The 26,941-nt window shown below is 62.9% G+C and carries 29 protein-coding genes and 1 pseudogene; 13 read left to right on the forward strand and 17 right to left on the reverse strand.

The window, feature by feature from the left end:
- From JQ624_RS38635 to JQ624_RS19870, 5 genes and pseudogenes are all read left to right on the forward strand, one after another.
- Positions 1-117: pseudogene (locus JQ624_RS38635) on the forward strand (chemotaxis protein CheW); the annotation flags it as partial.
- Positions 118-175: 58 nt separating this feature from the next.
- Entirely contained in the window at positions 176-541 is a 366-nt protein-coding gene (locus JQ624_RS19855; protein WP_108517399.1) for a PleD family two-component system response regulator, read from the forward strand.
- An 82-nt stretch (positions 542-623) separates the two neighbouring features.
- A complete protein-coding gene (locus JQ624_RS19860; RefSeq protein ID WP_212420606.1) occupies positions 624-1,793 on the forward strand; it encodes a chemotaxis response regulator protein-glutamate methylesterase in 1,170 nt (389 codons plus the stop codon).
- On the forward strand, positions 1,790-2,668 hold the full coding sequence (locus tag JQ624_RS19865; RefSeq protein WP_212420607.1) for a protein-glutamate O-methyltransferase CheR: 879 nt from the start codon (positions 1,790-1,792) through the stop codon (positions 2,666-2,668). The genes JQ624_RS19860 and JQ624_RS19865 overlap by 4 nt, the downstream gene beginning before the upstream one ends.
- A gap of 70 nt (positions 2,669-2,738) precedes the next feature.
- Entirely contained in the window at positions 2,739-3,155 is a 417-nt protein-coding gene (locus JQ624_RS19870; RefSeq protein WP_212420608.1) for a hypothetical protein, read from the forward strand.
- A 10-nt stretch (positions 3,156-3,165) separates the two neighbouring features.
- On the opposite strand, the gene JQ624_RS19875 is transcribed toward JQ624_RS19870, so the two are convergent.
- From JQ624_RS19875 to ctrA, 4 genes are all read right to left on the reverse strand, one after another.
- Positions 3,166-4,323, reverse strand: coding sequence for a glutathionylspermidine synthase family protein (locus JQ624_RS19875; RefSeq protein WP_212420609.1), 1,158 nt, complete (start codon positions 4,321-4,323; stop codon positions 3,166-3,168).
- Positions 4,324-4,328: 5 nt separating this feature from the next.
- Positions 4,329-4,736, reverse strand: a complete 408-nt coding sequence (locus tag JQ624_RS19880) for a hypothetical protein (RefSeq protein ID WP_212420610.1) — start codon at positions 4,734-4,736, stop codon at positions 4,329-4,331.
- 2 nt (positions 4,737-4,738) lie between these two features.
- On the reverse strand, positions 4,739-5,143 hold the full coding sequence (locus JQ624_RS19885) for a DUF350 domain-containing protein (protein WP_212420611.1): 405 nt from the start codon (positions 5,141-5,143) through the stop codon (positions 4,739-4,741).
- 167 nt (positions 5,144-5,310) lie between these two features.
- Entirely contained in the window at positions 5,311-6,012 is a 702-nt protein-coding gene (ctrA, locus tag JQ624_RS19890; RefSeq protein ID WP_008138878.1) for a response regulator transcription factor CtrA, read from the reverse strand.
- A gap of 366 nt (positions 6,013-6,378) precedes the next feature.
- Between ctrA and fliI the strand changes: the two genes are divergently transcribed.
- From fliI to JQ624_RS19910, 4 genes are all read left to right on the forward strand, one after another.
- Entirely contained in the window at positions 6,379-7,704 is a 1,326-nt protein-coding gene (fliI, locus tag JQ624_RS19895) for a flagellar protein export ATPase FliI (protein ID WP_212420612.1), read from the forward strand.
- 108 nt (positions 7,705-7,812) lie between these two features.
- Positions 7,813-8,229 (forward strand): flagellar export protein FliJ, encoded by a 417-nt coding sequence (gene fliJ, locus JQ624_RS19900; protein ID WP_057842912.1) that lies wholly within the window; start codon positions 7,813-7,815, stop codon positions 8,227-8,229.
- 180 nt (positions 8,230-8,409) lie between these two features.
- Positions 8,410-8,955, forward strand: a complete 546-nt coding sequence (locus JQ624_RS19905; RefSeq protein ID WP_212420613.1) for a sigma-70 family RNA polymerase sigma factor — start codon at positions 8,410-8,412, stop codon at positions 8,953-8,955.
- A 17-nt stretch (positions 8,956-8,972) separates the two neighbouring features.
- Entirely contained in the window at positions 8,973-9,887 is a 915-nt protein-coding gene (locus tag JQ624_RS19910; RefSeq protein ID WP_212420614.1) for an anti-sigma factor domain-containing protein, read from the forward strand.
- 192 nt (positions 9,888-10,079) lie between these two features.
- On the opposite strand, the gene JQ624_RS19915 is transcribed toward JQ624_RS19910, so the two are convergent.
- The 5 genes from JQ624_RS19915 to flhA all read right to left on the reverse strand — a co-directional run bounded on the left by JQ624_RS19915 (position 10,080) and on the right by flhA (position 15,336).
- Positions 10,080-10,286, reverse strand: coding sequence for a hypothetical protein (locus JQ624_RS19915; RefSeq protein WP_212420615.1), 207 nt, complete (start codon positions 10,284-10,286; stop codon positions 10,080-10,082).
- Positions 10,287-10,599: 313 nt separating this feature from the next.
- Positions 10,600-11,538, reverse strand: coding sequence for a U32 family peptidase (locus JQ624_RS19920; protein WP_312014454.1), 939 nt, complete (start codon positions 11,536-11,538; stop codon positions 10,600-10,602).
- Positions 11,535-12,551, reverse strand: a complete 1,017-nt coding sequence (locus JQ624_RS19925; RefSeq protein ID WP_212420616.1) for a peptidase U32 family protein — start codon at positions 12,549-12,551, stop codon at positions 11,535-11,537. Before JQ624_RS19925 ends, JQ624_RS19920 begins: the two co-directional genes overlap by 4 nt.
- Positions 12,544-13,077, reverse strand: a complete 534-nt coding sequence (locus JQ624_RS19930; RefSeq protein WP_212420617.1) for an SCP2 domain-containing protein — start codon at positions 13,075-13,077, stop codon at positions 12,544-12,546. Before JQ624_RS19930 ends, JQ624_RS19925 begins: the two co-directional genes overlap by 8 nt.
- A 123-nt stretch (positions 13,078-13,200) precedes the next feature.
- Positions 13,201-15,336 carry a flagellar biosynthesis protein FlhA gene (gene flhA, locus JQ624_RS19935; RefSeq protein ID WP_212420618.1) on the reverse strand — a complete coding sequence of 712 codons (2,136 nt, stop codon included), beginning with the start codon at positions 15,334-15,336 and terminating at the stop codon, positions 13,201-13,203.
- Positions 15,337-16,918: 1,582 nt separating this feature from the next.
- Between flhA and JQ624_RS19940 the strand changes: the two genes are divergently transcribed.
- Both JQ624_RS19940 and JQ624_RS19945 read left to right on the forward strand, forming a co-directional pair.
- Positions 16,919-17,167, forward strand: a complete 249-nt coding sequence (locus JQ624_RS19940; protein WP_212420619.1) for a hypothetical protein — start codon at positions 16,919-16,921, stop codon at positions 17,165-17,167.
- 149 nt (positions 17,168-17,316) lie between these two features.
- Entirely contained in the window at positions 17,317-17,778 is a 462-nt protein-coding gene (locus tag JQ624_RS19945; RefSeq protein ID WP_212420620.1) for a GNAT family N-acetyltransferase, read from the forward strand.
- 378 nt (positions 17,779-18,156) lie between these two features.
- On the opposite strand, the gene JQ624_RS19950 is transcribed toward JQ624_RS19945, so the two are convergent.
- The gene (locus tag JQ624_RS19950; RefSeq protein ID WP_212420621.1) at positions 18,157-18,360 is read right to left on the reverse strand and encodes a hypothetical protein; all 204 of its coding nucleotides are present in this window, start codon (positions 18,358-18,360) and stop codon (positions 18,157-18,159) included.
- Positions 18,361-18,744: 384 nt separating this feature from the next.
- On the opposite strand from JQ624_RS19950, the gene JQ624_RS19955 reads away from it, so the two are divergent.
- On the forward strand, positions 18,745-19,011 hold the full coding sequence (locus tag JQ624_RS19955; protein ID WP_212420622.1) for a hypothetical protein: 267 nt from the start codon (positions 18,745-18,747) through the stop codon (positions 19,009-19,011).
- A gap of 861 nt (positions 19,012-19,872) precedes the next feature.
- Here the strand turns inward: JQ624_RS19955 and JQ624_RS19960 are convergent.
- Positions 19,873-20,325, reverse strand: coding sequence for a hypothetical protein (locus JQ624_RS19960; RefSeq protein ID WP_212420623.1), 453 nt, complete (start codon positions 20,323-20,325; stop codon positions 19,873-19,875).
- A 392-nt stretch (positions 20,326-20,717) separates the two neighbouring features.
- Here JQ624_RS19960 and JQ624_RS19965 point away from each other — a divergent pair, with 392 nt between their 5' ends.
- Positions 20,718-21,560 carry a GNAT family N-acetyltransferase gene (locus JQ624_RS19965; RefSeq protein ID WP_212420624.1) on the forward strand — a complete coding sequence of 281 codons (843 nt, stop codon included), beginning with the start codon at positions 20,718-20,720 and terminating at the stop codon, positions 21,558-21,560.
- A gap of 173 nt (positions 21,561-21,733) precedes the next feature.
- Here the strand turns inward: JQ624_RS19965 and JQ624_RS19970 are convergent, their stop codons facing one another.
- The 6 genes from JQ624_RS19970 to JQ624_RS19995 all read right to left on the reverse strand — a co-directional run bounded on the left by JQ624_RS19970 (position 21,734) and on the right by JQ624_RS19995 (position 26,941).
- A complete protein-coding gene (locus JQ624_RS19970; protein ID WP_212420625.1) occupies positions 21,734-22,795 on the reverse strand; it encodes an AI-2E family transporter in 1,062 nt (353 codons plus the stop codon).
- Positions 22,796-22,940: 145 nt separating this feature from the next.
- Positions 22,941-23,243, reverse strand: coding sequence for a copper-binding protein (locus JQ624_RS19975; RefSeq protein ID WP_212420626.1), 303 nt, complete (start codon positions 23,241-23,243; stop codon positions 22,941-22,943).
- A gap of 47 nt (positions 23,244-23,290) precedes the next feature.
- Positions 23,291-23,764 (reverse strand): cupredoxin domain-containing protein, encoded by a 474-nt coding sequence (locus JQ624_RS19980; RefSeq protein WP_212420627.1) that lies wholly within the window; start codon positions 23,762-23,764, stop codon positions 23,291-23,293.
- Positions 23,765-23,824: 60 nt separating this feature from the next.
- Positions 23,825-25,198 carry a multicopper oxidase family protein gene (locus tag JQ624_RS19985; protein ID WP_212420628.1) on the reverse strand — a complete coding sequence of 458 codons (1,374 nt, stop codon included), beginning with the start codon at positions 25,196-25,198 and terminating at the stop codon, positions 23,825-23,827.
- A 13-nt stretch (positions 25,199-25,211) separates the two neighbouring features.
- Entirely contained in the window at positions 25,212-26,648 is a 1,437-nt protein-coding gene (locus tag JQ624_RS19990) for a TolC family protein (protein WP_249129933.1), read from the reverse strand.
- Positions 26,645-26,941: a hypothetical protein gene (locus JQ624_RS19995; RefSeq protein ID WP_212420629.1), complete on the reverse strand. Its 297-nt coding sequence runs from the start codon at positions 26,939-26,941 to the stop codon at positions 26,645-26,647. The genes JQ624_RS19990 and JQ624_RS19995 overlap by 4 nt, the downstream gene beginning before the upstream one ends.

The following is a 26,941-nucleotide window of genomic DNA, read 5'->3' on the forward strand; positions in this document are numbered from 1 at the left end:
CTCGACCCCCGCATGGCCAAGCTCGCCGGCGGCGTTCACCGTCTCGACGGCCAGCTCATGGTCGTCCTCGACGTCGATCGTGTTCTCGAAATCGTGCCGGACCTGATGGCGGCATGAAGACCGAACCTGGAATGGAAACATCCCTCTTGGGATCTGGTGCAAGTGGAGACCTAAAATGAAAACATGTCTGGTCGTCGATGACTCGAGCGTCATCCGAAAAGTCGCACGCCGCATCCTCGAAGGTCTCGACTTTCAGATCGTCGAAGCCGAGGACGGCCAAAAGGCGCTTGAAGTCTGCAAGCGCGCCATGCCCGAAGCGGTTCTGCTCGACTGGAACATGCCTGTCATGGACGGCTACGAATTCCTCGGCAATCTGCGCCGCATGCCCGGCGGCGACGCGCCGAAGGTGGTGTTCTGCACCACCGAAAACGATGTCGCACACATTGCGCGTGCGCTGCACGCCGGTGCCAACGAGTACATCATGAAGCCGTTCGACAAGGACATCGTCACCGCGAAGTTCCAGGAAGTCGGCCTGCTCTGATCTCGCCTGTGTGATCCCGGCGGCTCCACGGCCTTCGGCGTTGTTTTGTAAGTGTGCCGCTTGAGTCGGGTCGGGTGAAGTAATGAGTGTTGCGTTAACGAGATCCCCACCGCCAATCTCGACACGGCAAGACAAGCTGCGCGTCATGGTGGTCGACGACTCCGTGGTGATCCGTGGGATGATCTCGCGCTGGATCGGCGCCGAGCCGGACATGGAGGTCTCGGCCTCCTTGCGTACCGGCCTCGACGCCGTCAACCAGATCGAACGCATCAAGCCCGATGTTGCCGTGCTCGATATCGAAATGCCGGAGCTCGACGGCATTTCGGCGCTGCCGCAACTGCTGGCGAAAAAGCGCGACCTCGTCATCATCATGGCGTCGACGCTGACCCGCCGCAATGCGGAGATCAGCTTCAAGGCTCTTTCGCTCGGCGCCTCCGACTACATTCCAAAGCCGGAGAGCACGCGCGAGGCCACCGCGGCCGAGACCTTCCACCACGATCTGATTCAGAAGATTCGTCATCTGGGCGCCAGGGCTCGCCGGCGTGCGTCGCCGGCTGCGAGCCCGTCCATGGCGCCGGCCCCCGAGCGGGCACGCGAAGTATCGGCCCAGCCGGCCGCTGCACCGGTTGCGCAACTGCAACTGGCACGCCAGCCCTTCAGCATGCTGGCGCCGCGGGTGCTCCTGATCGGCTCCTCGACCGGTGGCCCGCAGGCCCTGATGACGCTGGTTGCCGACATCGGCCCGGTGATCGATCGTTTTCCGGTGCTGATCACCCAGCACATGCCGCCGACCTTCACCACGATTCTCGCCGAGCATCTGGCGCGCGCGAGCCGCCGGCCGGCGCATGAAGCCGTCGATGGCGAGATCGTCAAGCCCGGCCGGATCTATCTTGCACCGGGCGGCCGCCACATGCGCGTGGTGCGCCATGGCGCCGAGACTGCGATCGCGCTCGACGACGGACCGCCGGTGAATTTCTGCAAACCCGCGGTGGACCCGCTGTTCAACTCCGCCATCGACGTCTGGCAGGGCGGCATCATGTCGGTGATTCTGACCGGCATGGGCTCCGACGGCATGCGCGGCGGCAAGGACATCGTCGCTGCCGGCGGCAGCGTGATTGCACAGGACGAAGCGACCAGCGTGGTGTGGGGCATGCCGGGCGCGGCCGCCAATGCAGGTATTTGCGCGGCGGTTCTGCCGCTCAATCAGATCGCGCCAAAACTGGTTCGGCTGTTTTCGGGAGATCGTTCGTGACGCCTTCAGACTATGAGTATCTGCGTAAGCTTCTGAAAGAGCGCTCCGGGCTCGATCTGTCCGCCGACAAGCAATATCTGGTCGAAAGCCGGCTGCTGCCGCTGGCGCGCAAATCCAGCCTGCCGGGCATTTCCGAACTCGTCGAGAAGATGAAGGGCGGAGCCAACGCGCTGACGGCGGAGGTGGTCGAGGCGATGACCACCAACGAGACGTTCTTCTTCCGCGACAAGATTCCGTTCGATCATTTGCGCGAGGCGGTGATCCCTGCGATGGTGCAGGCGCGCGCCGCCCGCCGCGCCTTACGCATCTGGTGCGCGGCTTCCTCCACCGGGCAGGAGCCGTACTCGATCGCGATGTGCCTGAAGGAAGCAGGTTCCCTGCTCTCGGGCTGGCGCACCGAGATCGTTGCGACCGATCTGTCGCAGGCGGTGTTGGAAAAATCCAAGGCCGGAATCTTCAGTCAGTTCGAGGTGCAGCGCGGATTGCCGATCGGGCTGCTGGTGAAATATTTCTCCCAGAACGGCGAACTCTGGCAGATCAATTCCGAGATTCGCAGCATGGTGCAGCATCGTCAGCTCAACTTGCTGCAGGACTTCTCCCATCTCGGCGTGTTCGACATCATCTTCTGTCGCAACGTGCTGATCTATTTCGATCAGAATACCAAGACCAATATCTTCGAGCGGCTCTCCCGGATGATGGAGCCCGACGGCGTGCTGGCGCTGGGCGCGGCCGAATCCGTCGTCGGCATTACCAACACCTTCAAGCCCTACCCGGAGCGCCGCGGACTTTATCGTCCGAACATCGCGCCGGTGATACGGGTGGGGGCGTCGACCCTGGTGCCGCAAACGTTGAGGGCCGTTGCTTCTGCGCGATAGCAGGCCGCATGGATAAGAAGATTCTCATAAGGCACTGACTGTCATTGTCCGTTCGCTGGGAATTTGCCAAATGCCGCCCACGACTCCGATCCCTCTGCCGCTTCGTCCGTCCTGGCTGCCCGGACTGATGCTGGCGTTCCTCGGTTTTGCCGTGTGGACGGTATTTTCACTTTGGCCATGGCTGATGAACTCCCACGCGCCGTTTCGAATTCGCGAGGCATGGGACACCGCCTTGTTCTGGCGCGTCGGCGTTCCCGTCATGTTGCTCGCGCAACTCGTCGGCGGGATGATGTCCGACGGCCGGATTTCATGGCAGCCGCTCGGGCTGCTTAGCGGATTTCTTGCCGGGATCATGCTTGTCCGTCCTGCCGGTGGCGATTTGGGCATGTTGCCCGTCGCGATGATCCTGATCGGCGCTCCGGCCTATGTTGGCCTGCTTGCGGCCGCAGCAATCGGCCGGACTCTCGGCAAGCACCTCGACCTCTAAACAAAGCCAGCTACACTATCGCGTGCGGCAGGAAGCGTGACGTGTTGCCGGTGATCGGGTTCTCGTCCTCGCGGATCGACAGGCCGCATGGCGTGTGATCGACCAGCCAGCTTCCAAGCACCGGGTATTGGTCGGAGAAACTCGGCAGCGGCGCGAAAGCCTGCCGGATGAATCCTTCCGCCCCGTACGGGCCTTGCTGTTCCATCAGCGTGGTGCCGGCGCTGACGAGCGCGACGTTGGCGCCTTCGCGCGAATAGAGCGGCTTGCGCACGAACGAGGAGCCGAGCATTGCCGCCTTCGGATCGTCCTCGAAATAGGCCGGCAGCAAATTGGGGTGCTTCGGAAACATCTCCCATAGCAGCGGTAGAATACCCTTGTTGGAAAGGATCGCTTTCCAGGGCGGCTCGATCCAGCGTGTCGGCGCGCTTGCGAGCTTCGCACCGAACGCGTCGTGAAACATCCATTCCCAGGGGTAGAGCTTGAAGGCGAGCTCAATTCCGCGATCGTCGAGATCGACGAAGCGGCCATCGCCGCCCAGTCCGACGTCCTTGATATCCATCAGCGTGGTCTTCAATCCAGCCTGGCTCGCGGTGTCCTGCAGATAGGCCAGCGTGCCGGCATCCTCGGTATTATCAGTCATCCCGGCGAGATGCAGATGCTTCGCGCCGCCATGTTTCTTCCAGGCGTCGATCAGGCGCTCATGGATTGAATTGAACTGGTCGGCCCGCTTCGGGATGATGTTGCGCTCCATCGCCTGTTCGAGCCAGGTCCACTGAAAGACCGCCGCTTCGAAAATCGAGGTCGGCGTATCCGCGTTGTACTCCAGCAATTTCGCCGGGCTCCAGCCGTCGTAGCTCAGGTCGAGCCGGCCGTAGAGGCTGGCATCGCGGCGGCGCCAGCTCTCGGACAGCAGCGGCCAGAAGGCTTCCGGTATTTTCAACCGGCGCAGATATTTTTCGTCGTTGATCGCGCGGCCGACCAGTTCGAGGCACATCGCATCGATCTCGCCGGTGGGCCCCTCGATCCGCCGTTCGATCTCGTTCAGCGTGAACGCGTAATAGGCCCGTTCGTCCCAATAGCGCTCGCCGTCGATGGTGTGAAAAGTGAACCCGACGCCTTCGGCGGTGGCACGCCAGTCGTCGCGTTCGGGGCAGGTGATGCGCTGCATGAAATTCAGCCGCCGGAAAAGCCGATAGCATGCCCGAACGAGCCGAAGCCGCCGCGCTGTGCGCTGTGCGAGCCGGAATCGGAAGTGCCCGAGGATGAATGGCTCGAGGACGAATCGCTGCTGTAGTAGCTGCTGCGCGACGAGCCGCCGCCGGAGCCGCCATGGCTGCTGGACGAAGAGCTGCGCGACGAGCACTCGGTATTGTCTTGCTGGAACGACGAGGAGGCCGCATTCGGCGATGGCTCGCAACTGCGGCTCGGCATCAGCGTGTAGGCGGCGCCGCCGACCGCAAACGTACCCATCAGCAGCAGCGCAACGTGGCCCGAACGTTTCGCCGGCGGACTGGGCCGCGGCGATGCCGGCACCGAGACCGGTTTGCGCTTGCCGAAGTCCTTGTCTGATTTGTCGGCCATGGTCAGTAGATCATGCAGGCGGCGTTGAGGGCGCCGGCGGAGAGCGAGGACAGTCCGAGCCAGATCGCGGCGGCGAGTTCACCGGAAGCGATCCGCTCCGATAATTTCGGCACCGGAACCTTGACGAGGAAATAGACGATGATCTGCACGATCAGCGCGATCGCGGCCCAGATCAGGCAATCCCAGACGTTGGCGGAATGGGCGATGGCGCTGACCAGCGGCAGCACGAAGCCAAGCAGGCTCAGGCCCAGCGCAATTGCGGCTGCCGGCTCGTTGGCGCGGATCAGGTCGAACTCGTTGTGCGCGGTGACGCGGGTATAGACGAAAAGATAGGCAACCACGGCAACGATCGCCGTGCAGAAATAGACCAGGAACGCCGGCAACCCGGCGAGCGATTGAAGGATCATGAACTCGCCCCAACTCGTGCGGTCCGAAGGTTCGCACGATCTGTCAGTCGGCGTACAGGAGCGGCGGGTTCAATCCCAATAAAAACTGTGCCCAAACAAAAACCCCGCCATTTGCGGCGGGGTCCAGTCGGGAGGAGTGAGCCTTTCGGCTCGCCGTAAAACCCTGATCAGGCGGGGATGCGCTCTTCGTGCTCGTGCGGCTCGCGCAGCACGTAGCCGCGGCCCCACACGGTTTCGATGAAGTTGCGGCCTTCGGAGGCGTTAGCCAGCTTCTTGCGCAGCTTGCAGATGAAGACGTCGATGATCTTCAGCTCGGGCTCGTCCATGCCGCCATAGAGATGGTTGAGGAACATTTCCTTGGTGAGGGTAGTTCCCTTGCGGAGCGAGAGCAGCTCCAGCATCTGGTATTCCTTGCCCGTCAGGTGCACGCGCTGGCCGCCGACTTCGACCGTCTTGGTGTCGAGGTTGACGACGAGATCGCCGGTCTGGATGACCGACTGGGCGTGACCCTTGGAACGGCGCACGATCGCATGGATGCGGGCGACCAGTTCGTCCTTGTGGAAAGGCTTGGTCATGTAGTCATCGGCGCCGACGCCGAGGCCCTTAACCTTATCCTCGATGCCGGCGAGGCCGGAGAGGATCAGAATGGGGGTCTTGATCTTCGAAACCCGGAGCTGCTTGAGCACGTCGTAGCCGGACATGTCGGGCAGGTTAAGGTCGAGAAGGATAATGTCGTAATCGTAGAGCTTACCGAGGTCGACGCCTTCTTCCCCGAGGTCCGTCGTATAGACGTTGAAACTCTCGGATTTGAGCATCAACTCGATCGACTGCGCGACAGCGCTGTCATCTTCAATCAGCAAAACGCGCATGCCAGTCCCCTTTAGTCGCCGCTCCGGGCGTCAGGTCGGCCGCACTTGCGGCACTCAAAACGCCTTTGAACAACTGATTCGGATCCTGACAGACACATGGTTAACAAATCCTGATTCCGGTTCGCAAGGTCTTTAAGTGCAATTTTTATCGAATCGCCCTAAGATGTTGCGTCGAAGCAGCTTTTCCCTACCGTGCCTGCTCAAGCTCCAAGTTAAGAGACGGGCCTAACCGACTCTCGCGATTCGTCCTTCTTCTGACGGGCGAGCGCTCTCAGTCACCAAAGACAGTGACGCAATGATTAATGATGCGGGTAAACACGAGGTTAAGCGCCCCCGGTTAAAACGCGGAAACTTAAGGTTTTCGCAATGAAGGCGCTCGCGGAGCAGATCGGCGATATCGACGGCGTCAATATATATGGCCGTGTTGTGGGCGTGCGCGGGCTGATGGTCGAGATCGCGGGGCCCATTCATGCGATGTCGGTCGGCGCGAGGATCGTCATCGATACCGGCGGGAACCGCTCCATCTCGGCCGAGGTGATCGGTTTTTCCGGCAGCAATGCTGTCGTGATGCCATTCGGCGGGCTCGACGGTGTCCGGCGCGGTTGCCGCGCGGTCATTGCCACGGCGGCCAGCCAGGTGCGGCCGTCACCGGCCTGGCTCGGCCGCGTCATCAACGCCATGGGGGAACCGATCGACGGAAAGGGGCCGCTGGTGCAGGGGCCGTCGCCGATGCCCTACCGCAATTCGCCGCCGCCAGCGCATTCGCGCAAGCGCGTCGGGGCGCCGCTCGATCTCGGGGTGCGAGCGCTCAACACGTTCCTGACCTGCTGCCGCGGCCAGCGGCTCGGCATCTTCGCCGGCTCCGGCGTCGGTAAATCGGTGCTGCTGTCGATGCTGGCGCGCAACGTCGATGCCGATATCACCGTCATCGGGCTGATCGGCGAACGTGGCCGCGAGGTGCAGGAATTTCTGCAGGAGGATCTCGGCGACGAGGGTCTTGCGCGCTCGGTCGTGGTGGTGGCGACATCGGATGAGCCCGCTTTGATGCGGCGGCAGGCGGCTTATCTGACGCTGGCGATCGCGGAGTATTTCCGCGATGAGGACAAGGATGTGCTGTGCCTGATGGATTCGGTCACGCGCTTTGCGATGGCGCAACGCGAGATCGGGTTGTCGGCCGGCGAGCCGCCCACGGCCAAGGGCTATACGCCCACCGTGTTCACCGAATTGCCGAAACTGCTCGAGCGGGCGGGGCCGGGCACCGGCGTCGGCACCATCACCGGCATTTTCACGGTGCTGGTCGACGGCGACGACCATAACGAGCCCATCGCCGACGCGGTCCGCGGCATTCTGGACGGCCACGTCGTGATGCAACGCTCGATTGCAGAGCGCGGGCGGTTTCCCGCGATCAACATCCTCAAGTCGGTCTCCCGCACCATGCCGAGATCGGCCAATCCCGACTATCTGCCGGTGATCATGCGGGGCCGCCAGGTGATGGCGACCTACGCCGACATGGAGGAACTGATCCGGCTCGGGGCCTACCGGGCGGGTTCGAGCCCCGAAGTCGACGAGGCGATCCGGCTGCACGAGCCGCTGGAAGCCTTCCTGCGCCAGGCCAAGGACGAAAAATCGAGCCTGGATGACGGCTACCGCCAATTGGCGCATATCCTCACCAATTTGGAAACGGAACGCTAACTTTGTCAGGCCATCATCCGCGGCACATGATTAATGAAGCCGGTGGGGCCCTCCGGGGAGCCGGCTCCGTCCCGCGTTCAGATTGGGACTTCTGGGGAGTATGAGTCGATGAAGTCACGAGAAACGCTGATCCGCCTGAAGAAATTTCAGGTCGACGAGAAGCGCCGAAGGGTTACCCAGATCGAAGGCATGATCGCCGACTTCCAGCGCATGTCGGTCGATCTCGAGCGCGAAATCCAGACCGAGCAGGAGCGGGCCGGGATCAACGATCCCTCCCATTTCGCCTACCCGACCTACGCCAAGGCCGCGATCCAGCGCCGGGAGAACCTGACCCGTTCCGCCGACGAACTGCGCATCCAACTCGAGGACGCCAAGAGCCTGTTGAGCGAAGCGTTCGAGGAGTTGAAGAAGGTCGAACTGCTCGACGAGCGCGACCAGGCGCGCGAGCGCGCCGAGGAGAGCGCCCGGGAGCAGGCCGACATGGACTCCATCGGCCTGATGCGCGCCCGGCTTGGCGTCGCCTGACGCTTCGCACACTCATCGGTTGCACGATCAAAACCCGGGCCGCAAGGTCCGGGTTTTTCTTGTCCAATCTGCCGGAATCGGCCGACTTGGTGGCCCCTTTGACGCAGGGTATGCTACGAAACTTCTCGACGGCTCCGGCGTAGGAACGCGATGGAGGATCGAGATTTTGGGGGACGCTGAATGCTGACGCCAGCGGAGCTGGTCTGGCTGATTGCCGCGGTGGCGAAGGGGGATGAGGCCGCTTTTGAGCGCCTTTACGCCGCCACGCGCGCGAAACTCTTCGGCGTCGTGCTCCGTATCTTGCGCCGTCAGGACCTCGCGGAGGAGGTCATTCAGGAGGCTTACGTCAAGATCTGGAACAGCGCCGGACAGTTCAATCCGGCGCTCGCTTCGCCGATTACATGGATGGCCTCGATCGCGCGCAACCGGGCGATCGACGTGGTGCGCAAGAAGGGCGAAATCTCGATCGAGGAGGAGCCGACCGCGATGGAAGTCGCGGCCGATTCACCCGATCCGCTGGCGCGGCGCGAGATGACGGAAGAGTTGAAGCGGTTGCTGGAATGCGTCGGCCGTCTCGAGCCGGATCGGCAGAAGCTGGTGCTCCTGGCCTATTACAACGGCTGGAGCCGCGAGCAGCTCGCCGCCAAGTTCGAGACGCCGGTGAACACGGTGAAGACGTGGCTGCGCCGCAGCATGATGGACATAAGGGAGTGTCTCGGGCTTTGATGTCTGGACGTTAGATGATGGCCTATAGCGAAGACCATATCGCGCTCGCCGCGGAATACGCACTCGGCACCCTCGATGCCGACGAGCGCGCGCAGGTCGAGACCATGATGGCCGTCGATACCGAATTCACCGCGATCGTGCACGCCTGGGAATACCGGCTCGGCGTGCTGAACCAGATGGTCGGCTCCATCGAGCCGCGACCGATCGTGTGGGAGAGCATCAAGGCCGCGATTGGACATTCCACCGAGCAACGGGCGCCGCTGGTGCTGCCCGAGGCGCCGCCGCCGCCGGCCGAAGCTCCGGCCGAACCTGTAGTGGCCGAGGCGACGCCAGCCGTCGAACCGACGCCGGCAGCAGCGCCGCCCGCCACTGATAATTCCAACGTCATTCAGTTGTCGGCCGCCCGGGCGAAGCGCTGGCGCAATGTCGCCTCGGTCGCCACCGCGCTTGCCGCGGCCCTGGTCGGGATGCTGGCCGTGCAGGTCTATCGGCCGGAGCTGTTGCCGGACGCGCTGCGGCCGAAGCCGCGCATCCAGACGGTCGAGGTCAAGACGCCGGTGCCATCGCCTGTGCCCTCGGCGCAATATGTCGCCCTGCTGCAGCGTGACGGTGGCTCGCCCGCCTTCATCCTGACGGTCGACGCCGCCACCAAAAATTTCACCGTCCGCAAGGTCGGGGCTGATGCCGAGCCCGGCAAGAGTTTTGAGCTCTGGCTGATCTCCGACAGGCTGCCGCAACCGCGTTCGCTCGGCGTGATCGGCGGCAGCGATTTCACCGCGCGTCCGGTGCTTGCCGACTACGACGCCGGCACGATCAATTCCGCGCTCTATGCGGTGACGGTCGAACAAGCCGGTGGCTCGCCCGACGGCAAGCCGCACTCGGCGCCGATCTATACCGGTAAGCTGATCGAGACGGTGCCGGCTACGCGCTAGCGCTCGTGCGCTGGGTGTGTCCGGAGGCCGATCGGTGGGCGCAACGGCGATCGCTGCATCACCCCGCAAAAAGAAAACGCCCGTGGGGAGCGGGCGTTTTCGCAGTCAACTTGGGGGTAGTTGGGGTCTTAAATATCCACGTGGCGACTTTGGGGGGCTGTAAAGAGCCGCGTGAATTCCGTGAATTCTCCTTTAGCGTACGACTGAGTTGCCTGAGCTCGTAATCACGACCGGCTTGCCGGCCTTCATCACGCGCGTGCTCGCGGTCTGGGTCAGACCTTCATCCGAGGTGCTGCGCGCGGAGATGCTGAATCCGGCGACCACGATTCCCGCAACCAAAGCCACGACCACGATCTTGAGATGGGTCGTGCGATCTGCGCTGTAGATCGAATGGTTCATGGAAGTCTCCTGCCGCCTTCCGCCTTGCAAATTCGTCGATGCCATTCGCAGGGCGGTTCAACGTCTCGCGTCAGGAAACGTGGGAATCCGGGGAATAGTTCCCAATAGGAGATCACAAGGCGGTGAAAAGACTTGAACGGTCGCGATTGGAACGACGGCGAAAAGGCAAGAATCTGCAAAACAATGTATTATTACAATATCTTAATGGGATGGATGCGCAGACTCTCGCAAAAAGCCTTCGATCGGGTGAATTCGACAAACCATTTGCGTGTGGCCGAAAAGCCCGGTTGTCAATCGGGGCTGATTTGCTCATCTAGTGAGACACCGCGCCGGTTGGCGCCGTCCAGCCGTAGCCGGGCCGGCCGTGATGAAAGCCGTTCGAGAACGGTGCATCGAGCGGCATTTCCTGAAGACTGGCCAGCGTCTCTTCCGCGCTCAGGACGCCAACCAGCACGCCGCGGAAGATGGTCGCGACCTGCACCATGTCGCAGCTATGCGGCGAGAGGCGGTAACGGGAAACGCCGGCCGCTTTCAGGGCGGGGATTTCCTGCGCCAGGTTCAGATACTCGTAGGACAGGGTCTGCACGCCGTTGGCGACGAGGAACGGCTTTCGCTCGAGCGTCGAAAGCACCAGGCCGTCGGGGTCGTTCTCGCAGACGAACAGGCAGGTATCCTTGGTGCGGCCGTGCGCGCGGGCGTGATAGCACCGCGCCGAGAGCGCAAGCGACTGGCGGCCAAAGACCTGAACCTCGATGGTCACGTTCTCTGTCCGCGCAGCTGCGCAGAGCACGCCGATCGAGGTAAACGGCAGCTCGATCGGCAGGCAGATGTTCTGCGCGCCCTTGCCTGCGAGGAAGCGCAAGGTTTCCTCATTGTAGACGTTCATCAGCGGGCCGATGCAGTGCGGCCGTCCGCGCAAGTGGAATGTGGCCGATGAATCATTGGCCTCGACCAGATCGTCCGTCACGCCGCAGACGTCGCTCACCAGACGGCGGTCGACCCGCGAAGCCGTTTCGCCCAGCGTCGAATGCACCACGGTCTTGCCAGCCGCGCGCAGCCGCTCGGTAACCGCCGCATAGTGATCGCGAAACAGCGGCACGCGCTTGGAGCAGATGGTCTCGCCGAGATAGACGACAGCCAGCGGCGCCTCGTCGGCGATCCGGAAGTAGAAGTCGCGCCAGGTTTCGGGTGCCCAGTTGAACAGGTTCGGCCCCAGCGTCAGTTCGTTTCCCGCGCCGCGCATCTCTTTCATCTCCAGCTCTTGCTCTGAAAGGCGCCCTGGGTCTCCTTGTGGCCCTCGGTCAGCGCGATCAGGTCGGTCAGCGCGGCCTGCCTGCCCGCCATAATATCGTCGACGGCCCGGCGAAACGCCGCAACGACCGATTTGACGTAGGCGCGGCTGCGCTGGCGGCCTTCGATCTTCAGGGCGGTGACTCCGGCGCGCATCAGATCGGGCAGCAGCGCCGACAGATTCAGCGAGCGCGGCTCTTCGAAGGCGTAATAGGGTTCGGGCTGCGCGGCGCAGGAATACCGCCCCTTGCAGATGGTCGGATAGCCGCCGTTTTCGCCGCAGCCATATCGATCGATGACGAACGAGCCGAGACGGGTCGTCAGCGTGCCGTCGGCTTCCTCGTCATAGCGGACCGCGGCCGCGGGCGAACACACCCCGTCCATGTTGGTCGAGACGCCGGTGACGTAATTGGTCAGGCTGCAGCGGCCCTCCGCCATCATGCCGATATTGCCGAAGACGAACGCCTCGATCTCGCAAGGGATCTGGCGGTGGATGTCGGCAATCTCGGCGACGGTGAGGATCCGCGGCAGCACCACGCGCCTGACGTCGAACTCCTCGCAATAGAAGCGGATCGCTTCCGGCGACGATGCACCGGCCTGCACCGACAAATGCAGCCGCAACTGCGGATATTCGCGGGCGGCATAGCAGGCGACCCCGATGTCGGCGACGATGATCGCATCGGCCCCGACCGAGGCGGCAATCCCGATGGCGTCCTTCCAGAGCTGGAACTGGCCTGCCGGGGGGAAGGTATTGACGGCCAGCAGGACCTTGGCTCGCCGTGTATGGGCGTAGTCGACCGATCTTCGCAATTCGTCCGGCGTGAAATTCAGGCCGGGAAAATTCCGTGCATTGGTAGCGTTCTGAAGGCCGCAATAGACCGCGTCTGCGCCGGCATCGACCGCGGTGCGGAGGCTCGCCGGCGTACCGGCCGGGCAGACGAGTTCGGGACGGCGAGGGGCGGCGTGGTCATTCATGGTTCTTTCCTCTCCCGCCGAGGGTGCGCAAATGCGAAACCGTCGCCGAGGCAACGCCGGACAGCGGACCGAAGGCCCTGGTGATGCTTTCCACGACCCCGCCATCGACGTCGTCGAGCGCGTTGCGCAGCGCGACCACGGCTTCGGTGTCGCCGGTGACGCGCAGCTTGCGCGAGAAAAACAGCGCGTCGCCGTCGAGCGCGCCGTCGATCAGGTCGAACAGGTTCAGGAACGAGCCGGCGATCCGCGCATGCGAATGCGGCGCGTTGCCGCGACGCCAGGCGCTGAGCGCGGGAGCCTCGGGTCTTGGTTTCAGCACCAGCACAAACGGAAGATCGGTCGGATCGATGACGAAGGATTTTTGCGCGTGCGGACCGAGGCGCGCGAACACATCGGGCTGGGCTTTCGCAACCTGGGTGCCGATGAGAGTGAGAATAGGTTGCAGGAGCAGAGGCAGGAAGCGAAGCAGCGGAAGCGGCCAGGGAAGATCAGGTGAACGTTCAGATGCGCGCGGCGAAGCCAACATGCCGCGTCATGTAACGCCGCGACAGTTCGACGGCAAGTCAATCGCGCGCAGCCTTGAACTATTCCAGCAACAATTCTTTCTGCGGATGACACGCAACTTCAATCGCAGTTTTCGAGGCGAATCCTACACGCTGCCCACCGTCTTCAGCCGCGCGCGCGGATGGATTTCGGCCTGCGACAGCACGGTGGTCTGCGAGCGGAAGCGCTCGACCAGCGAGCGCACGAACGGGCGGATCGCAGCCGATGTGACCAGCACCGGCGCTTCGCCTTCGCGGGCGGCCTGCTCGAAGGCGTTGCGGACCGAGGTCATGAACTCCGAAAGTTTTGAGGGCTGCATGGCGAGGCTGCGGTCCTCGCCGCTGCCCACGATCGATTCCGCAAACGCCTGCTCCCAGCGCGCCGACAGCGCGATCAGCGGCAGGTAGCCGTTGTAGGTGGTGTTCTGCGCGCAAATCTGCCGCGCCAGCCGGGCGCGGACGTGTTCGACCATGGCGGCGGGGTTGCGCGAGAAGGCCAGCGCATCGGCGATGCCTTCGAGAATGGTGGAGAGATCGCGGATCGAGATCCGCTCGGCCAGCAGCAATTGCAGCACGCGCTGGATGCCCGATACTGTGACCTGGCTCGGCACGATGTCCTTGACCAGTTCGCCCTGTTCCTTCGGCAGGTCCTTCAACAGCTTCTGCACCTCGCCATAGGACAGCAAGTCGCTCATGTTGTTCTTGAGCAGCTCGGTCAGGTGCGTCGACAGCACGGTCGCGGCATCGACCACCGTGTAGCCCTTCAGCGATGCTTCTTCCTTCAGCGCAGCGTCGACCCAGGTCGCCGGCAGTCCGAACGTCGGCTCCACGGTGTGAATGCCGGGCACGCCGACCTGGTTGCCGGCGGGGTCCATGACCATGAACTGGTTCGGCCAGATCTTGCCCGAGCCGGCGTCCACTTCCTTGATCTTGATGACGTAGGTGTTGGCCTCGAGCTGGACGTTGTCGAGGATGCGCACCGCCGGCATCACAAAGCCCATTTCGATCGCGAGCGACCGGCGCAGCGCCTTGATCTGCTCGGTCAGGCGGTCGGTGCCGTCGGGGCCGTTGACCAGCGGCAGCAGCGCGTAGCCGAGTTCGATCTTGAGGTCGTCGATCTTGAGCGCGGTGGAGATCGGCTCTTCGGCTGCGGCCTGGGCGGCTGCGGCCGCCAGTTCGGGCGCTGCCGCTGCGGCTGCTTCCGCGTCCCTGGCGGCGCCGTTGCGTTTCCGCGCCTTCCAGGCCAGCGCCGCGGCGCCGCCGCCGAGCGCCAGGAACGGCAGCATCGGAATGCCCGGCAACAGCGCCAGCACCAGCATCACGCCGGCCGACATGCCGAGCGCCTGCGGATAACCCGAGAGCTGCTTCATCATCGCCTTGTCGGCCGAACCGGTGATGCCGGCCTTCGAGACCAGGAGGCCCGCCGCGGTGGAGACGATCAGCGCCGGCACCTGCGTCACCAGGCCGTCGCCGACGGTCAGCACGGTGTAGGTGCGGGCGGCGTCGGCAAAGCTCATGCCCTGCTGGGCGACGCCGATGATGATGCCGCCGATGACGTTGATGAAGACGATCAGAAGGCCTGCGATGGCGTCGCCGCGGACGAACTTCGAGGCGCCGTCCATGGCGCCGAAGAAGCCGCTTTCGTCCTCCAGCGCCTTGCGGCGTGCCTTGGCGGTGGCCTCGTCGATCAGGCCGGCGGAAAGATCGGCATCGATCGCCATCTGCTTGCCGGGCATCGAGTCCAATTGGAAGCGGGCGGCGACTTCGGCGATGCGGCCCGAACCCTTGGTGATGACGACGAAGTTCACGATCACGAGAATCGCGAACACGATAATTCCGATGACGAAATTACCGCTCATCACGAAATTGCCGAACGCCTCGATGACGTGGCCGGCCGCGGCCGTGCCCTCGTGGCCGTGCGACAGGATCAGCCGGGTCGAGGCCATGTTCAGCGACAGCCGCAGCATGGTTGAGATCAGCAGCACGGTCGGAAATGCCGAGAATTCCAAGGGCGCCTGGATGAACAGCGACGTCATCAGGATCAGGATCGACACCGTGATCGAGATCGCCAGAAACAGATCCAGCACGATCGCGGGCAGCGGCAGGATCAGCACCACCAGGATGACGAGGACGCCGAACGCCAGCGCCAGATCGCCGCGCTTGAGGATTTCACCGATTTCGCTGAGGCTCGGAAATCCGCCGCTCGGCCCTGCCGAGCCCTGACCCGCCGTGACATCGACCATGGTAGCCGCTTCCCCCCGCGTATGGCGCCGGGCGCCAAACGTCTGCGCGGCGGCTGGAGTGCCACCGTTTCGAAAGTGAGGTACCGCACTGGCGTCCACGGGGTTCCTCCCGTTCTACGCGGCCGACGACACTCGACTTCACTCGGCAATTCTTGCCGGGTGTATGGTTAGCAAAGGGTTAACGGGGGTGGTTTTGGCCCGTCATTCGGGGCGATGCGACGCATCGAACCCGAAATCTCTTGCCGTATCCGAACACTCGCCTCGCACCCAACCCGTCATACCCCGCGCAGACGGGTATCCAGTACGCCGCGGCCATCCGGCTCAATCACTGCTGCCTCTGGAATACTGGATCGTCCGCCTCCGCGGACGATGACGGTGGAGGGTATGGCGCCTTCGTATTACACCACACACACCTCAGCATTCCCGCGACGCATCTCGCCCGGGCTTTTCCAACCGTTTCGCCCAAACAAGAGGGCGCAGGGAATGCCGGGTGCTTGCTGCACCCGCGGTCTCGTGTGCAAGGATGGTAGTAGAGGCGCACACGAGCATACAGGTACAGCCGGAGCACTCCGGCATTCCCTGCGCAATGGTTTTACGGCTTATGCCGCGCTCTCCCCGGAGACGAATTCCTTTTGCCTCCGTCATCAGCGAATTGACGGCGTGCGCGCCCGGTCGGGCTTCGCAACACCTCCGCCGACTTGACGCCAGCCACGGGCGCCAGGACCACACGGTTTTGCCGTACGCGTCAGTGCCGCTCGTCTGCCGCGCCGCCGATCGCTCACAGGCCAAAGCCCGCCCTGCAATCCGTTCAGCGCAGCGGGCGCTGCCGCGTCCACCGCATTCCCTGCCCAACGTCCGTGACGATCGCGATACGCCCCTCTTGGCGGGCCGGAACGGGCCGACTTGTAGGACTGATTTGGGGGCGACGAGAAGAAGTATATTTTTGCGGCGAGGACTGGACGGGGCAAATCACGTTGATTGGGTTGAGGAAATTCGTCCCTTCGCGCATTGCCCTGCAGGACTTGCTCGCGCTCAATCATAATCCACCGCAAAAACGCTTTAGGTCAGCCCGACTGCATTTTTCGACTCGGTGGATCGTGCTCGCTTACCCGAAATTTCAGCCTGGTTTGCGGGGGCCAAGGTGTGAGCCAGTTTTCTTGCATGCTTCTGCTCGTGGTGGCTTTGATGCTCACGGCGTGCTTCGGAGTAGCTGCTTGGCGCATCTCCGGTGATGGAGAGGATGTCACCGGAAGCACTTCGCCGGTATCTATCCGCTTGCGCTGACATCCATCCCCTTCGGGGGCGCCCGTATGCCTACGGGCTTGCTCTCCACCGTCGGTTGCGCTTGGATGACGGCGGGACGGGGAATTTCAAAAAAATGCAGATTTGGGAATCGTGATGCCAGGCGCCGCGCTGGCGACGACGTCCGAATTGAGAGTTGCGATTGGAAGACTCACCAAGGTTCACAACAATCGGAGGCAGCGCACCGAACGCAGCCGAGACACAGCAAATGCCAGTGGCTGAATGAAGCGCGATAGAAGCACAAAGAACTTTTGAACAGTATCATTTAAGGGAGGGCGAAATGAGGTTTGCAGCATTGATCGGTGCGCTTCTACTGGCATTGCCGGGTATCGCAGAAGCTCAGAGCAAACACGAACGCGACATGCAGACCATTGACGCGACTATCCAGACGGCCAAGCTTACGCCTGCGCAGCGCGCGCAAGTGACGAGACTCCGTCAGGAAGGTGCAAAATTGCACTACGCCGGCAAGCATGGCGCCGCCGAAGTTGCCTTGGAGAAGGCCAAGGCGATCCTGGCTTCGGCGCGCTAACTACCGATCTTCATCCGGACGCACCCCACTTGTAGGGCGTGATCGGCCGATGGGTAGAACGAAAGTGAAACCCATCAATCCCGTGCGCGGAGGGGCGACGGGTATCGCTGCGCTCCACCCATCCTGCACGCTACTGGGGACTGCGCCTCATGGCCATCACCGCAAGACCCGTCGCACCGCACGATCTTAAACTGATTTGCGAGCACCGCGAGCGAATGTTCGCCGAGTCCGGCCGCACGCGCGAAGCCTTGCGGCCGATGACTGCGGCCTTCGAGCAATGGCTTGCACCGCGACTGGAGGACGGCAGCTATTTTGGCTGGATGCTCGAGGAAGCAGGCGGCGTGATCGCGGGCCTCGGCATGATGGTCATCGACTGGCCGCCGCATCCCAGCCATTCGGCCGACCACCGCCGCGCGTACATCCTCAACGTCTTTGTTGAGCCGGAGCACCGCCGCAAGGGACTGGCCAGGCGGCTGATGGTGTTGGCCGAGGCGAGGGCCCGCGAACTGGGTGTTTGCTATGCGATCCTTCATTCGACCCGGCAGGGGAGGCCGCTTTACGAGAGCCTCGGATGGGGTCCGACGAGTGAGATGGCGATCCGCTGGGAATAAGTGAGATTGCGGTTCGTAGGATGGGCGGAGCGAAGCGAAACCCATCTTCCTTGTCGAATGGAAGTAGATGATGGGTATCGCTGCGCTCCACCCATCCTACGCGCTGACCCGGAAAAGGCCGCGCGCGGGATCATCGAGGTTGCTGCACGTGAGATTCACGTTCGTCGACAAGAAGTAACCTTCTGACGTGTAACCCCTATTCGATCATCACCAACCATAGCGAGATCGGCGCAAGGCAATGCTGAGTTCTGGACCGAAATAGGCACCTGCTGCTTGCTGGCCCCGTGTTGAATGAAGCGTTGCCCGGCTACCCACATACTCGTAGCGAATGCGATAATGACCATCGCGCTCGCACACTGCATCCGCCATTCCCGCGAACTAGTCACGAAGGTCCACCAATTTGAGATATTCGCCATTGATGCTGCTGGCGGCGTCACCAGCCACCACGACAGCCGCCGTCGAGATAACCATCAAGGTCAAAGCGGCAAACATGATGCCAATCAATTTCAAAGCGCGCTTGTCTGCCATCGCAAAAGCGTCCTTCCAGGTACGGTCGGGAAAAGCCCGGCTGCCTTCATCCATAAACGCGGCCTGATTGCCACTTGTTCCCGATCTGCACCCTCATCGCAAATGACGCGATGTGCCGAAAGCCCGGAGCGCAAGAAATGGCTTTGGCGCCGCAGCGCCTGATCCCGTCTTTCCGCCCACGCCCTTGAAGGGTTTTCGCAACGTATTCGAAGCGAGGAACTGCCGGCCTGCAGAACAACGCATCCAGAAATGGTCTTGCGTGCACGGCTGCTACCGCAGTCGTTTCGGTTGGCCCTTGGCCAAATTGTTCCGGCGGAACGCTGCTTTAGTTGCGGGAACTGCGTGCCCTGAAAATCGATTGTTGGTGTGCCGCCCATCGCCCTCTTGGAGGCAGGGCAATTGGAAGTGGACGGCACGGGCTTCTGCGGGAGCACTATAATGAAAGCATTTTTGAAGGCCGTTACCTGGATGGCAGCCGCCGTCTCAGGTCTTGTTGTTTGGAACGTGGCTCCTGACTTTCGACCGCTGGTCTCCTCGATTCTGGCTGCGGCATTCGTCTGTTACGTGTTGTCTGTTATCGTTGAAGTCACAGTCAAACGTGTCATATCGGATGAGCAGGTGGAGCTTCGCAGCCGCCTTGAAGTGCTGGATCGCAAGGTGACGGCAATTTTGCGGGACGCTTTTGAACGACGCCGCCTTCGATGACGATTTGAAGCAGTGATCTCCGATGCGGGCCCGCGCCAAGCGTTGCCCGCCATACCCATCCCCTCAGGTCCTTCCACGACAAATGTTAGCCTGCCTGACGTCGGCGTGTCCCAAGTCGACCGGTACGCTGGCAATCTTCCGATTGCCTGGGCCGCTTTCACGCCCATAAAATCGAATCGTTTTGTGGCGCCAATTCGAGCGGTTCTGAAGAGATATTCATCGTCCAAGGCAAGCCCCGCAGTGCGGAGGGCATCCTGAAGGTCATCAAGCATACGCGGGGGGAGGCCATGCAGGCCGCGAACGATCTACTGGAGGGCGGCATGGCCTTTGTGACCATCATCGCGGAGGGCCGCGTCTACACGGTAGAGGAGTTTGCTCTCACCACTTTTCCGGATCATGCTCTGGGACGCGCTCCATGCCCAGGCCGCGTCCAGCCCAGCGGAATTCGCTATGTCGGGAATCAGACATTATCGCCAACGTTGGCGGGATGCCTCAGGCCACATTCACGCAAGAAGCAGGAAGATCAGTCCGCCGCTGAGTGCGGCCAGCCAGATCAGCGAGACCACGAAGGGGATATCGTGATGCGTCATGCTCATCAGCCCAGCGAACGGCCATCGATCTTATAATCCAGCGGCCCCCAGGTTGCAATCAATCGCAAAGTATAATTTCGCCTCCCTGGACTTTGGAGGGTACACCGCGGCGCGCGCCGCCTGCCTTAACATATGATAGGAGGCGGGGAAAAAGTGGCAACCGTCGGTGGAAGGTGAGGACTGCGCCGCAGTGCGTAGGACGGCGCGGCGCTACCCTCGCGATAAAGAACGATGCCGCTTGTCCGCGGACAGGAGGTCCTGCGTGCGTGCTTCAATCGCAGTAAGCCCATCCGCCATAGCCGTCGTCGCATCGCGCCCGCGCCCGCGTGCGGTAGGGCACGGGCAGCGGCGGCCGCGGCGCATATTCATAGTCGTATTCCTGCGCGGAGTAGCGCTCCCGGGCGTAGTAACGCTCGGGAGCGTAGTGACGCTCGGGATAGGCGGGCGCGCGGTCGACATAGACCGGCTGCGCGGCGTAAGGCGGTCCGTACTCGCCATAGACCGATGCCGGTGCGCGGTATGCAGGATCTACCCCGTAAGAGGGCTCCCGATATCCGTAACCGGGTTCCGCGTAAGGCCGATGGGTTGGTCCGGGACGCACGTAGACGTTGGCGGAAGGCGCGTAGATTCCGCCGGGCGCCACGTAGACGGATGACAGGTCGCTGGCCGCGCCGGCCGCCGAGTACAGGACACAGAAGGCCAGCGTGAGCGATGATCGGTACATGTGTGAAGCCTCCAACAACGCAGCCCCGCCAGCCAGCGTGGTTAATTTTCGCTAAACAATCAGCAGGGCGCAATGATATTCTGCGCGATGAAGTGTGCCATTTCTGGACTGTGCACATCGGCATCGCAAGTCGCGTTGGATGGGTAGAGCGAAAGCGAAACTCATCAATTTGCGTGCGTGGAGGAGCGATGGGTATCGCGGAGCCTGTCATCGGGCGCGCATTCGCGCGACCCGTTGGCTCCACCCATCCTACGAGCTGGTGAGCTGCGGCGTAACGGCGTCATTGCGAGCGAAGCGAAGCAATCCATCTTTCCGCGTGCGAGGATAGATGGATTGCTTTGTCGCTTCGCTCCTCGCAATGACGGCTGGAGACGCATTTCGAGGATCGTCTTATGAACACCTTCACAATACGGCCAATGCGGCCAGATGAAATCTCGCTGACCGTGGACTGGGCGGCAGCCGAAGGCTGGAATCCGGGCCTTGCCGACGACGTCTGCTTTGCTTCCGTCGATCCGGAAGGTTTTTTCATCGGAGAGCTCGATGGCGCGCCGGCGGCGACTGTCTCCTGCGTCAATTATGGTGCGCGCTTTGCCTTTCTCGGCTTTTACATCGTGCGAGCGGATTTGCGCGGCAAAGGCTACGGCTTGCGGATATGGAATGCGGCCATCGCACATGCCGGCCCGCGCGTGATCGGGCTCGATGGCGTGACGGCGCAGCAGGATAATTACCGAAAGTCCGGCTTTCACCTCGCTTACGCTAATGTCCGCTATGGCGGCACGGTTGCGGCGTCCATCGCGCCGCAGGCTGATGTCATTGCCCTGTCCGACGTCCCGTTTGCGGCAGTGGAGGCGGACGACGCCACCGTGTTTCCGGCGCCGCGATCTGCGTTCCTGCGGGCCTGGATCGGCGCGCCCGGACATATCGGCTGCGCGCGCGTGCGCGATGGCCGGCTTGCCGGCTGGGGCGTGATCCGTCCATGCCGGAAGGGTTTTAAGATCGGCCCGCTGGTGGCCGAAGACCGCGCCAGCGCGGAGACGGTTTTGTCCGCCTTGGTCGCCAGGATGGGCGGCGGCGAGATTTTTCTTGACGTGCCCGGCATCAACCGCGAGGCGGTCGCGCTGGCGCAGGATTTCGGGCTCGCGCCGGTGTTCGAGACGGCGCGCATGTATACCGGCGCGATTCCGCCGTTGCGGCTGGAGCGGGTGTTTGGTGTTACCAGCTTCGAGCTGGGGTAGACAGCGCTGCTCGACCTGACCTGTGTCCTAACCGCGTCATTGCGAGGAGCCAACGGGTCGCGCGAATGCGCGCCCGATGACAGGCTCCGCGACGAAGCAATCCATGTCTCTGCAAACCGCGATATGGATTGCTTCGCTTCGCTCGCAATGACGGAAAAAATGTCCGGCGGATGCTAGGCGTTGCTAGCCGGGTCGTCCCGCCGCGATGCCGAAAAAATCTCCCAACTCACCATGAACATCGCCGCGATCAGCGGACCGATGACAAAGCCGTTGAGGCCGAACACCTTGATGCCGCCCAGCGTGGAGATCAGCACCACGTAATCCGGCAGCTTGGAGTCCTTGCCGACCAGGAATGGACGGAGCGCATTGTCCACCAGTCCGATGACGAGCACGCCGTACAGGATCAGTCCGATCCCCTGCCATATGGCGCCGGTCGCCAGGAAGTAGATCGCAACCGGTACCCACACCAGGCCGGCGCCAATGGCCGGCACCAGCGACAGGAACGCCATCACGGCGGCCCACAGCAGGGCTGCATGGATTCCGAGGAACCAGAACGCGATGCCGCCGAGCGTGCCTTGCGCGATGGCGACGAGAATCCCGCCTTTGACGGTCGCGCGGACGACGTCGGCGAATCTTGTGAACAGCGTCGCCTTCTGATCGCTGCGCAGCGGAATGATTTCCCTGACCCGGTCCGCAATCGTGTCACCGTCCCGCAGCAGGAAGAACAGCAGGTAGAGCATGATGCCGAGGCCGATCATGAACTCGAACGTGTTGATGCCGAGGCTGAGCGCCTGCGGGGCGAGAGCCTGCCCGCCCTTCACCAGGCTGGACGTGAAACTTTCGGGAAGGGCTGAAAAGTTCGTGAGCTTGATCCGCTCGATCAGGCCGGTTGCCCAGGCCGGCAGGGCGTCGAGTATCCGCTGCACGTAGCTGCCGAAATCGTATTCTCCGGACTGGATTTTCACGACAAGGCCGGACGCTTCCTGGACCAGCGACGTCGCGACGATCGCCAGCGGCAGCAGAACCATGGCGATAATGATCAGAACGGTGACCGCCGCCGCAAGGCCTGACCTGCCTTGCATTGATTGCAGCAGCCATCGATGAACCGGCGCAAAGATGACGGCCACGACGACCGCCCAGAGGATGGCCCCGTAGAACGGCCACAGAATCCACGCGAAGGCGACGGTGATGGCGAGCAGCAACAGCCGGAAAACCTGGTCATCAATCCTTGGCACGGGCGTCTCGTTCACTTGATTCCGATTGGGCGCCGGTGTCCAGACAGTGAAACCGGCGCGCCTTGCTTGTCGCCTTGTATAGCGTACCGCGCCGGTTTCATAGGATCCTCAAGGAAGTGCCGAAGGGGCGGGGCGATACAGCCCGTCAGTTGCTCTTCTGCAGCTTCGTCACGGTGTAGCCCGATGCGCCGTTTTCCGCCTCGAACTCGACCTTGTCGCCGACCTTGACCTGCTTGAGCATTGCGGGATCGGTGACGCGGAAGACCATGGTCATGCCAACGTCCATGCCGAGGTTCCTGATCGGGCCGTGCTTGAGGGTGATCTTGCCGGCGGCCTCGTCGATCTTCCTGACTTCGCCCTGGACGGCGTTGCCTTGCGCGGTTGCGGCGGACAGCGACAGAATCGCGGCGAACATCGCGGTTGCCAGGGTGTGAACGGGTTTCTTCATTTTTGTCTCCTTCTTGACTTGCAGTCTTCGCTTGGCTTTGCGTCGGCTCACTTCACCGTCACCCGGCCGATCATGCCGTAGTCGCGATGGTCGGGGATCAGGCACGAATATTCGAATGTGCCGGCCTTGGTGAATTTCCAGACGATTTCGGCCGACTTGCTCGGTTTGAGCCGCACGCCATTCGGATCGTCGTGCTCCATGTGCGGGTGCTTCTTCATGTCCTCGGCATGCTTCAGGTTCTCTTCCGTGGTGGCCAGCAGGAATTCGTGATCTTCCTTGCCGGCATTGCGGATCACGAAGCGGATCTGCTCGCCGCGCTTCACCTCGATGCGCGACGGCTTGTATTCCATCTCGCTCATTTCGACCTCGATGGTGCGCGAGGGCTGTTTGGGATTGCCGGGCTCGCCGGCCGAATAGGTTGCCGAATGGGTTCCATGAGCATGTTTGTCGTGGCTGTTCGCAGGTGCCGCCAGCGCGACAAGTGCAGTCAGGGCCAGGGTGGTCTTCGCGATATTCTTCACTGGTTGTTCTCTCGTTGTTGATTCATGCGTCGTCGGTTCAAGGCAATCGCGGGCCACTTGCTACATCTTCATCCCCTTGTGCATGGACTTGTGATCCTTGCCTTTCGCAGCCGGCGGGGAAGCCGCCGGCGTTTCCTGCCGCACCGGTGCGGCGGCGGGCGCGTCGACTTCCCAAGCCACCGTGCCCGGCGGGAATTTGTAGGGACCGGGGTCGCGGTAATCGTCGCGCGCGAGCCCTTCGCGGATCTTCATCACCGTGAACATGCCGCCCATCTCGATCGGGCCGAACTGGCCGGTGCCGGTCATCATCGGCAGCGTGTTGTCGGGCGCGGGCATTTCCATGCTGCCCATCGACATGCCGGTCGACCCCATCACCATCGCGTCCGGCGCGAGCTTGCCGACGGCCTTGGCGAGATCCTTCTGCGGCACGCCGATCATGTTGCGCATGTCGTGGCCCATCGCGTTCATGGTGTGGTGCGACTTGTGACAGTGGAACGCCCAGTCGCCGGGATTGTCCGCCAGCATGTCGAACGCCCGGATGGCGCCGACCGGAATGTCGGTGGTGGTCTCCGGCCATTGCGCGCTCTCCGGAATCCAGCCGCCATCGGTGCAGGACACCACGAATTTGTGGCCGTGCAGATGAATCGGATGGTTGGTCATGGTGAGGTTGCCGATGCGCACGCGCACCCTGTCGCCGAGCCGCACCGGCAGCGGATCGATGCCGGGGAAGACGCGGGAATTCCAGGTCCACATGTTGAAGTCGGTCATCTCGTTGACCTTCGGCAAGTAGGTGCCGGGGTCGATCAGGTAGCTCGACATCACGAAGACGAAGTCGCGATCGACGGGACGGAATTTTTGATCGCGCGGATGCACGACGAACATGCCCATCATGCCCATCGCCAACTGCACCATCTCGTCGGAATGCGGGTGGTACATGAACGTTCCGCTGTGTTTGAGCTGGAACTCGTAGACGAAGGTTTTTCCGGGCGGGATGTGCGGCTGGGTCAGGCCACCGACGCCATCCATGCCACAGGGGAGGATCATGCCGTGCCAGTGCACGGTGGTGGCTTCGGGCAGGCGGTTGGTGACGAAGATGCGCACCCTGTCGCCCTCGACCGCCTCGATGGTCGGCCCCGGCGCCTGGCCGTTATAGCCCCACAGATTGGCCTTCATGCCTTCGGCGAATTCGCGCACCACCGGCTCCGCTACAAGGTGAAATTCCTTCCAGTCGCCGTTCATGCGCCATGGCAGCGACCAGCCGTTCAGCGTCACCACCGGCCGGTAGTCGGGGCCCGAGGCCGGATGCAGCGGCGGCTGCATCACCGCCTTGTCCATGACAGGCGCCTCGGGAATGGCGGCGGCCTGCACGCGACCGGTGACGGCGCTGGCGCCAACCAGCGCGGCGGTGCCGAGAAATCCTCTGCGTGAAAACATGTTTGGCTCTCCTTCAGTGCGCGCCGCCAGCCGCCGGCGCCGCCGCGGCTGTCGTCGTTGGATTGTCCCTCGCGCCCGATCCGCCGCCGTTGACGGCGGTCTGCAGGTCGGATTGCGCCAGCCAGAACGCGCGTTTGGCGTCGATCGCCGCGCGCAGCGAGGCGAGGCGCTGGCGCGCTTCGGTCAAGAGCGCGAAGACGTCGATCTGCATGCTGGAGAAGCGAAGCTGCATCTCCTCGGTGATGATCTGGCGAAGCGGCAGGATTTCGCGCTGGTAGTGGCTGGCGATGTCGTGAGCCGAGCGATAGATGCGATAGGCGTCGCGCGCTTCCGAGCGCACATTGACGGCTTTCTCGGTCAGCAGGTTGAAGGCCTGGTTGTAGCTCTCCACCGCCTGACGCACGCGCACCTCGCCGCCGTCGAAGATCGGGATCTGGAACTGGATGTCGAAGCCGCGTTCGCGGAACGGCGGGGCTTCCGGATCGGTGGTGCGCTTGCTGATGCCGGCGACGTCGAGCAGCGTGACGAAGCGGGTCGCCTGCGTCAGGCCGAGCGATTTTTCCAGTGCGGCGAGTTCCATCCGCGCGATCTGCAGATCGATGCGATGGCCGACCGCATCGGCTTCGATGGTCGGAAGCGATCGCGGTTGCCGCGGCAGCGCGGGCAAGCGGTCGGGCAGCCGGAAACCGAGATCCTCGCCCCACAGGCCCATCAGTCGCGTCAGCCGCTCGCGGGCGCTCGTCGCCTCCTGCCGCGCGGTGGCGAGATCGGCGGTGGTCTCGGCGTAAAACACCTGCTCGCGCGCCTGGTCGAGCTTGTTGAGCGAGCCGGTCTCGCCGAGCTTTTTTGCAAGCTGCGCCGTGCTCTCCGCGGTCGATTTCGCGTCGGTGAGCAGGACGACCATTTCGTTGGCCGCGACGCTGCGGAAATACGTGCGCCGGACATCGGCGGCGAGCCGCAGCGTCGCGAGCGCCGCGCGCAACTGCGCCTGCCGGAACCGTTCGCGCGCGATCTCGGAACGGAATGGAAGTGTCGCGAGCGCCAGAATGTCGCCGACGACCTGTCTTTCGATTTCAGAGGCGCCGTTGCCCGAGATGCGGGAAACGGAAAACACCGGGTTGGGCGGCAGGCTCTGCTGGACAAGATCGGCTTCCGCCAGCGCGAGTTCGTTATAGGCGGCCTGCAGGCCCTTGTTGCTGAGAAGCGCGATCTGCACGGCGGCGTCGGCGCTCAGCGTGCGGCCGAGCAGGCGGCGAACGGCGCCGCCGGCGCGCTCGGCATCGTCGGCCGAACGCACGAAGGCTGTGTCCTTGCCGATGGTCTGGCCGGCGACGTCGGATACGACGCTCATGCCGCTGTCGGGCGAGAACGATGCGCATCCGGACAGGCCGATGCCGGCCGCGAGCAGCAGGGCGGTGATCGGCGCGCGCCACATCAAACGAATGTTCATGGCTGTTCCCGGCGAGGTTTCGGCGCGACGCTGTCGTTGCGCTCGCGCCAGGGCGCGGGCGTCGACGGGCGCAATGAAGTGTAGGGCGCGATCGTCGAGCGGTAGCCGACACCGGCGGCCGTCGCCGCAGGATCCGCCGGATCGGCGCCGGCGACGCGCACCGTGGCCGGCGTGCAGCCGCTCACAGCGACGGCCAGGGCGACGACCGCGCCGCTTACCGCCGACTTGAAAATGGCATGGCGTTCGCCCGCCGAACCAACGGCGGCGAACCACGCCCCAAACTGCGCAGACAT

It is taken from the genome of Bradyrhizobium sp. AUGA SZCCT0283 (genome assembly GCF_018130385.1).
In the GTDB taxonomy this organism is placed as follows: Bacteria; Pseudomonadota; Alphaproteobacteria; order Rhizobiales; family Xanthobacteraceae; genus Bradyrhizobium.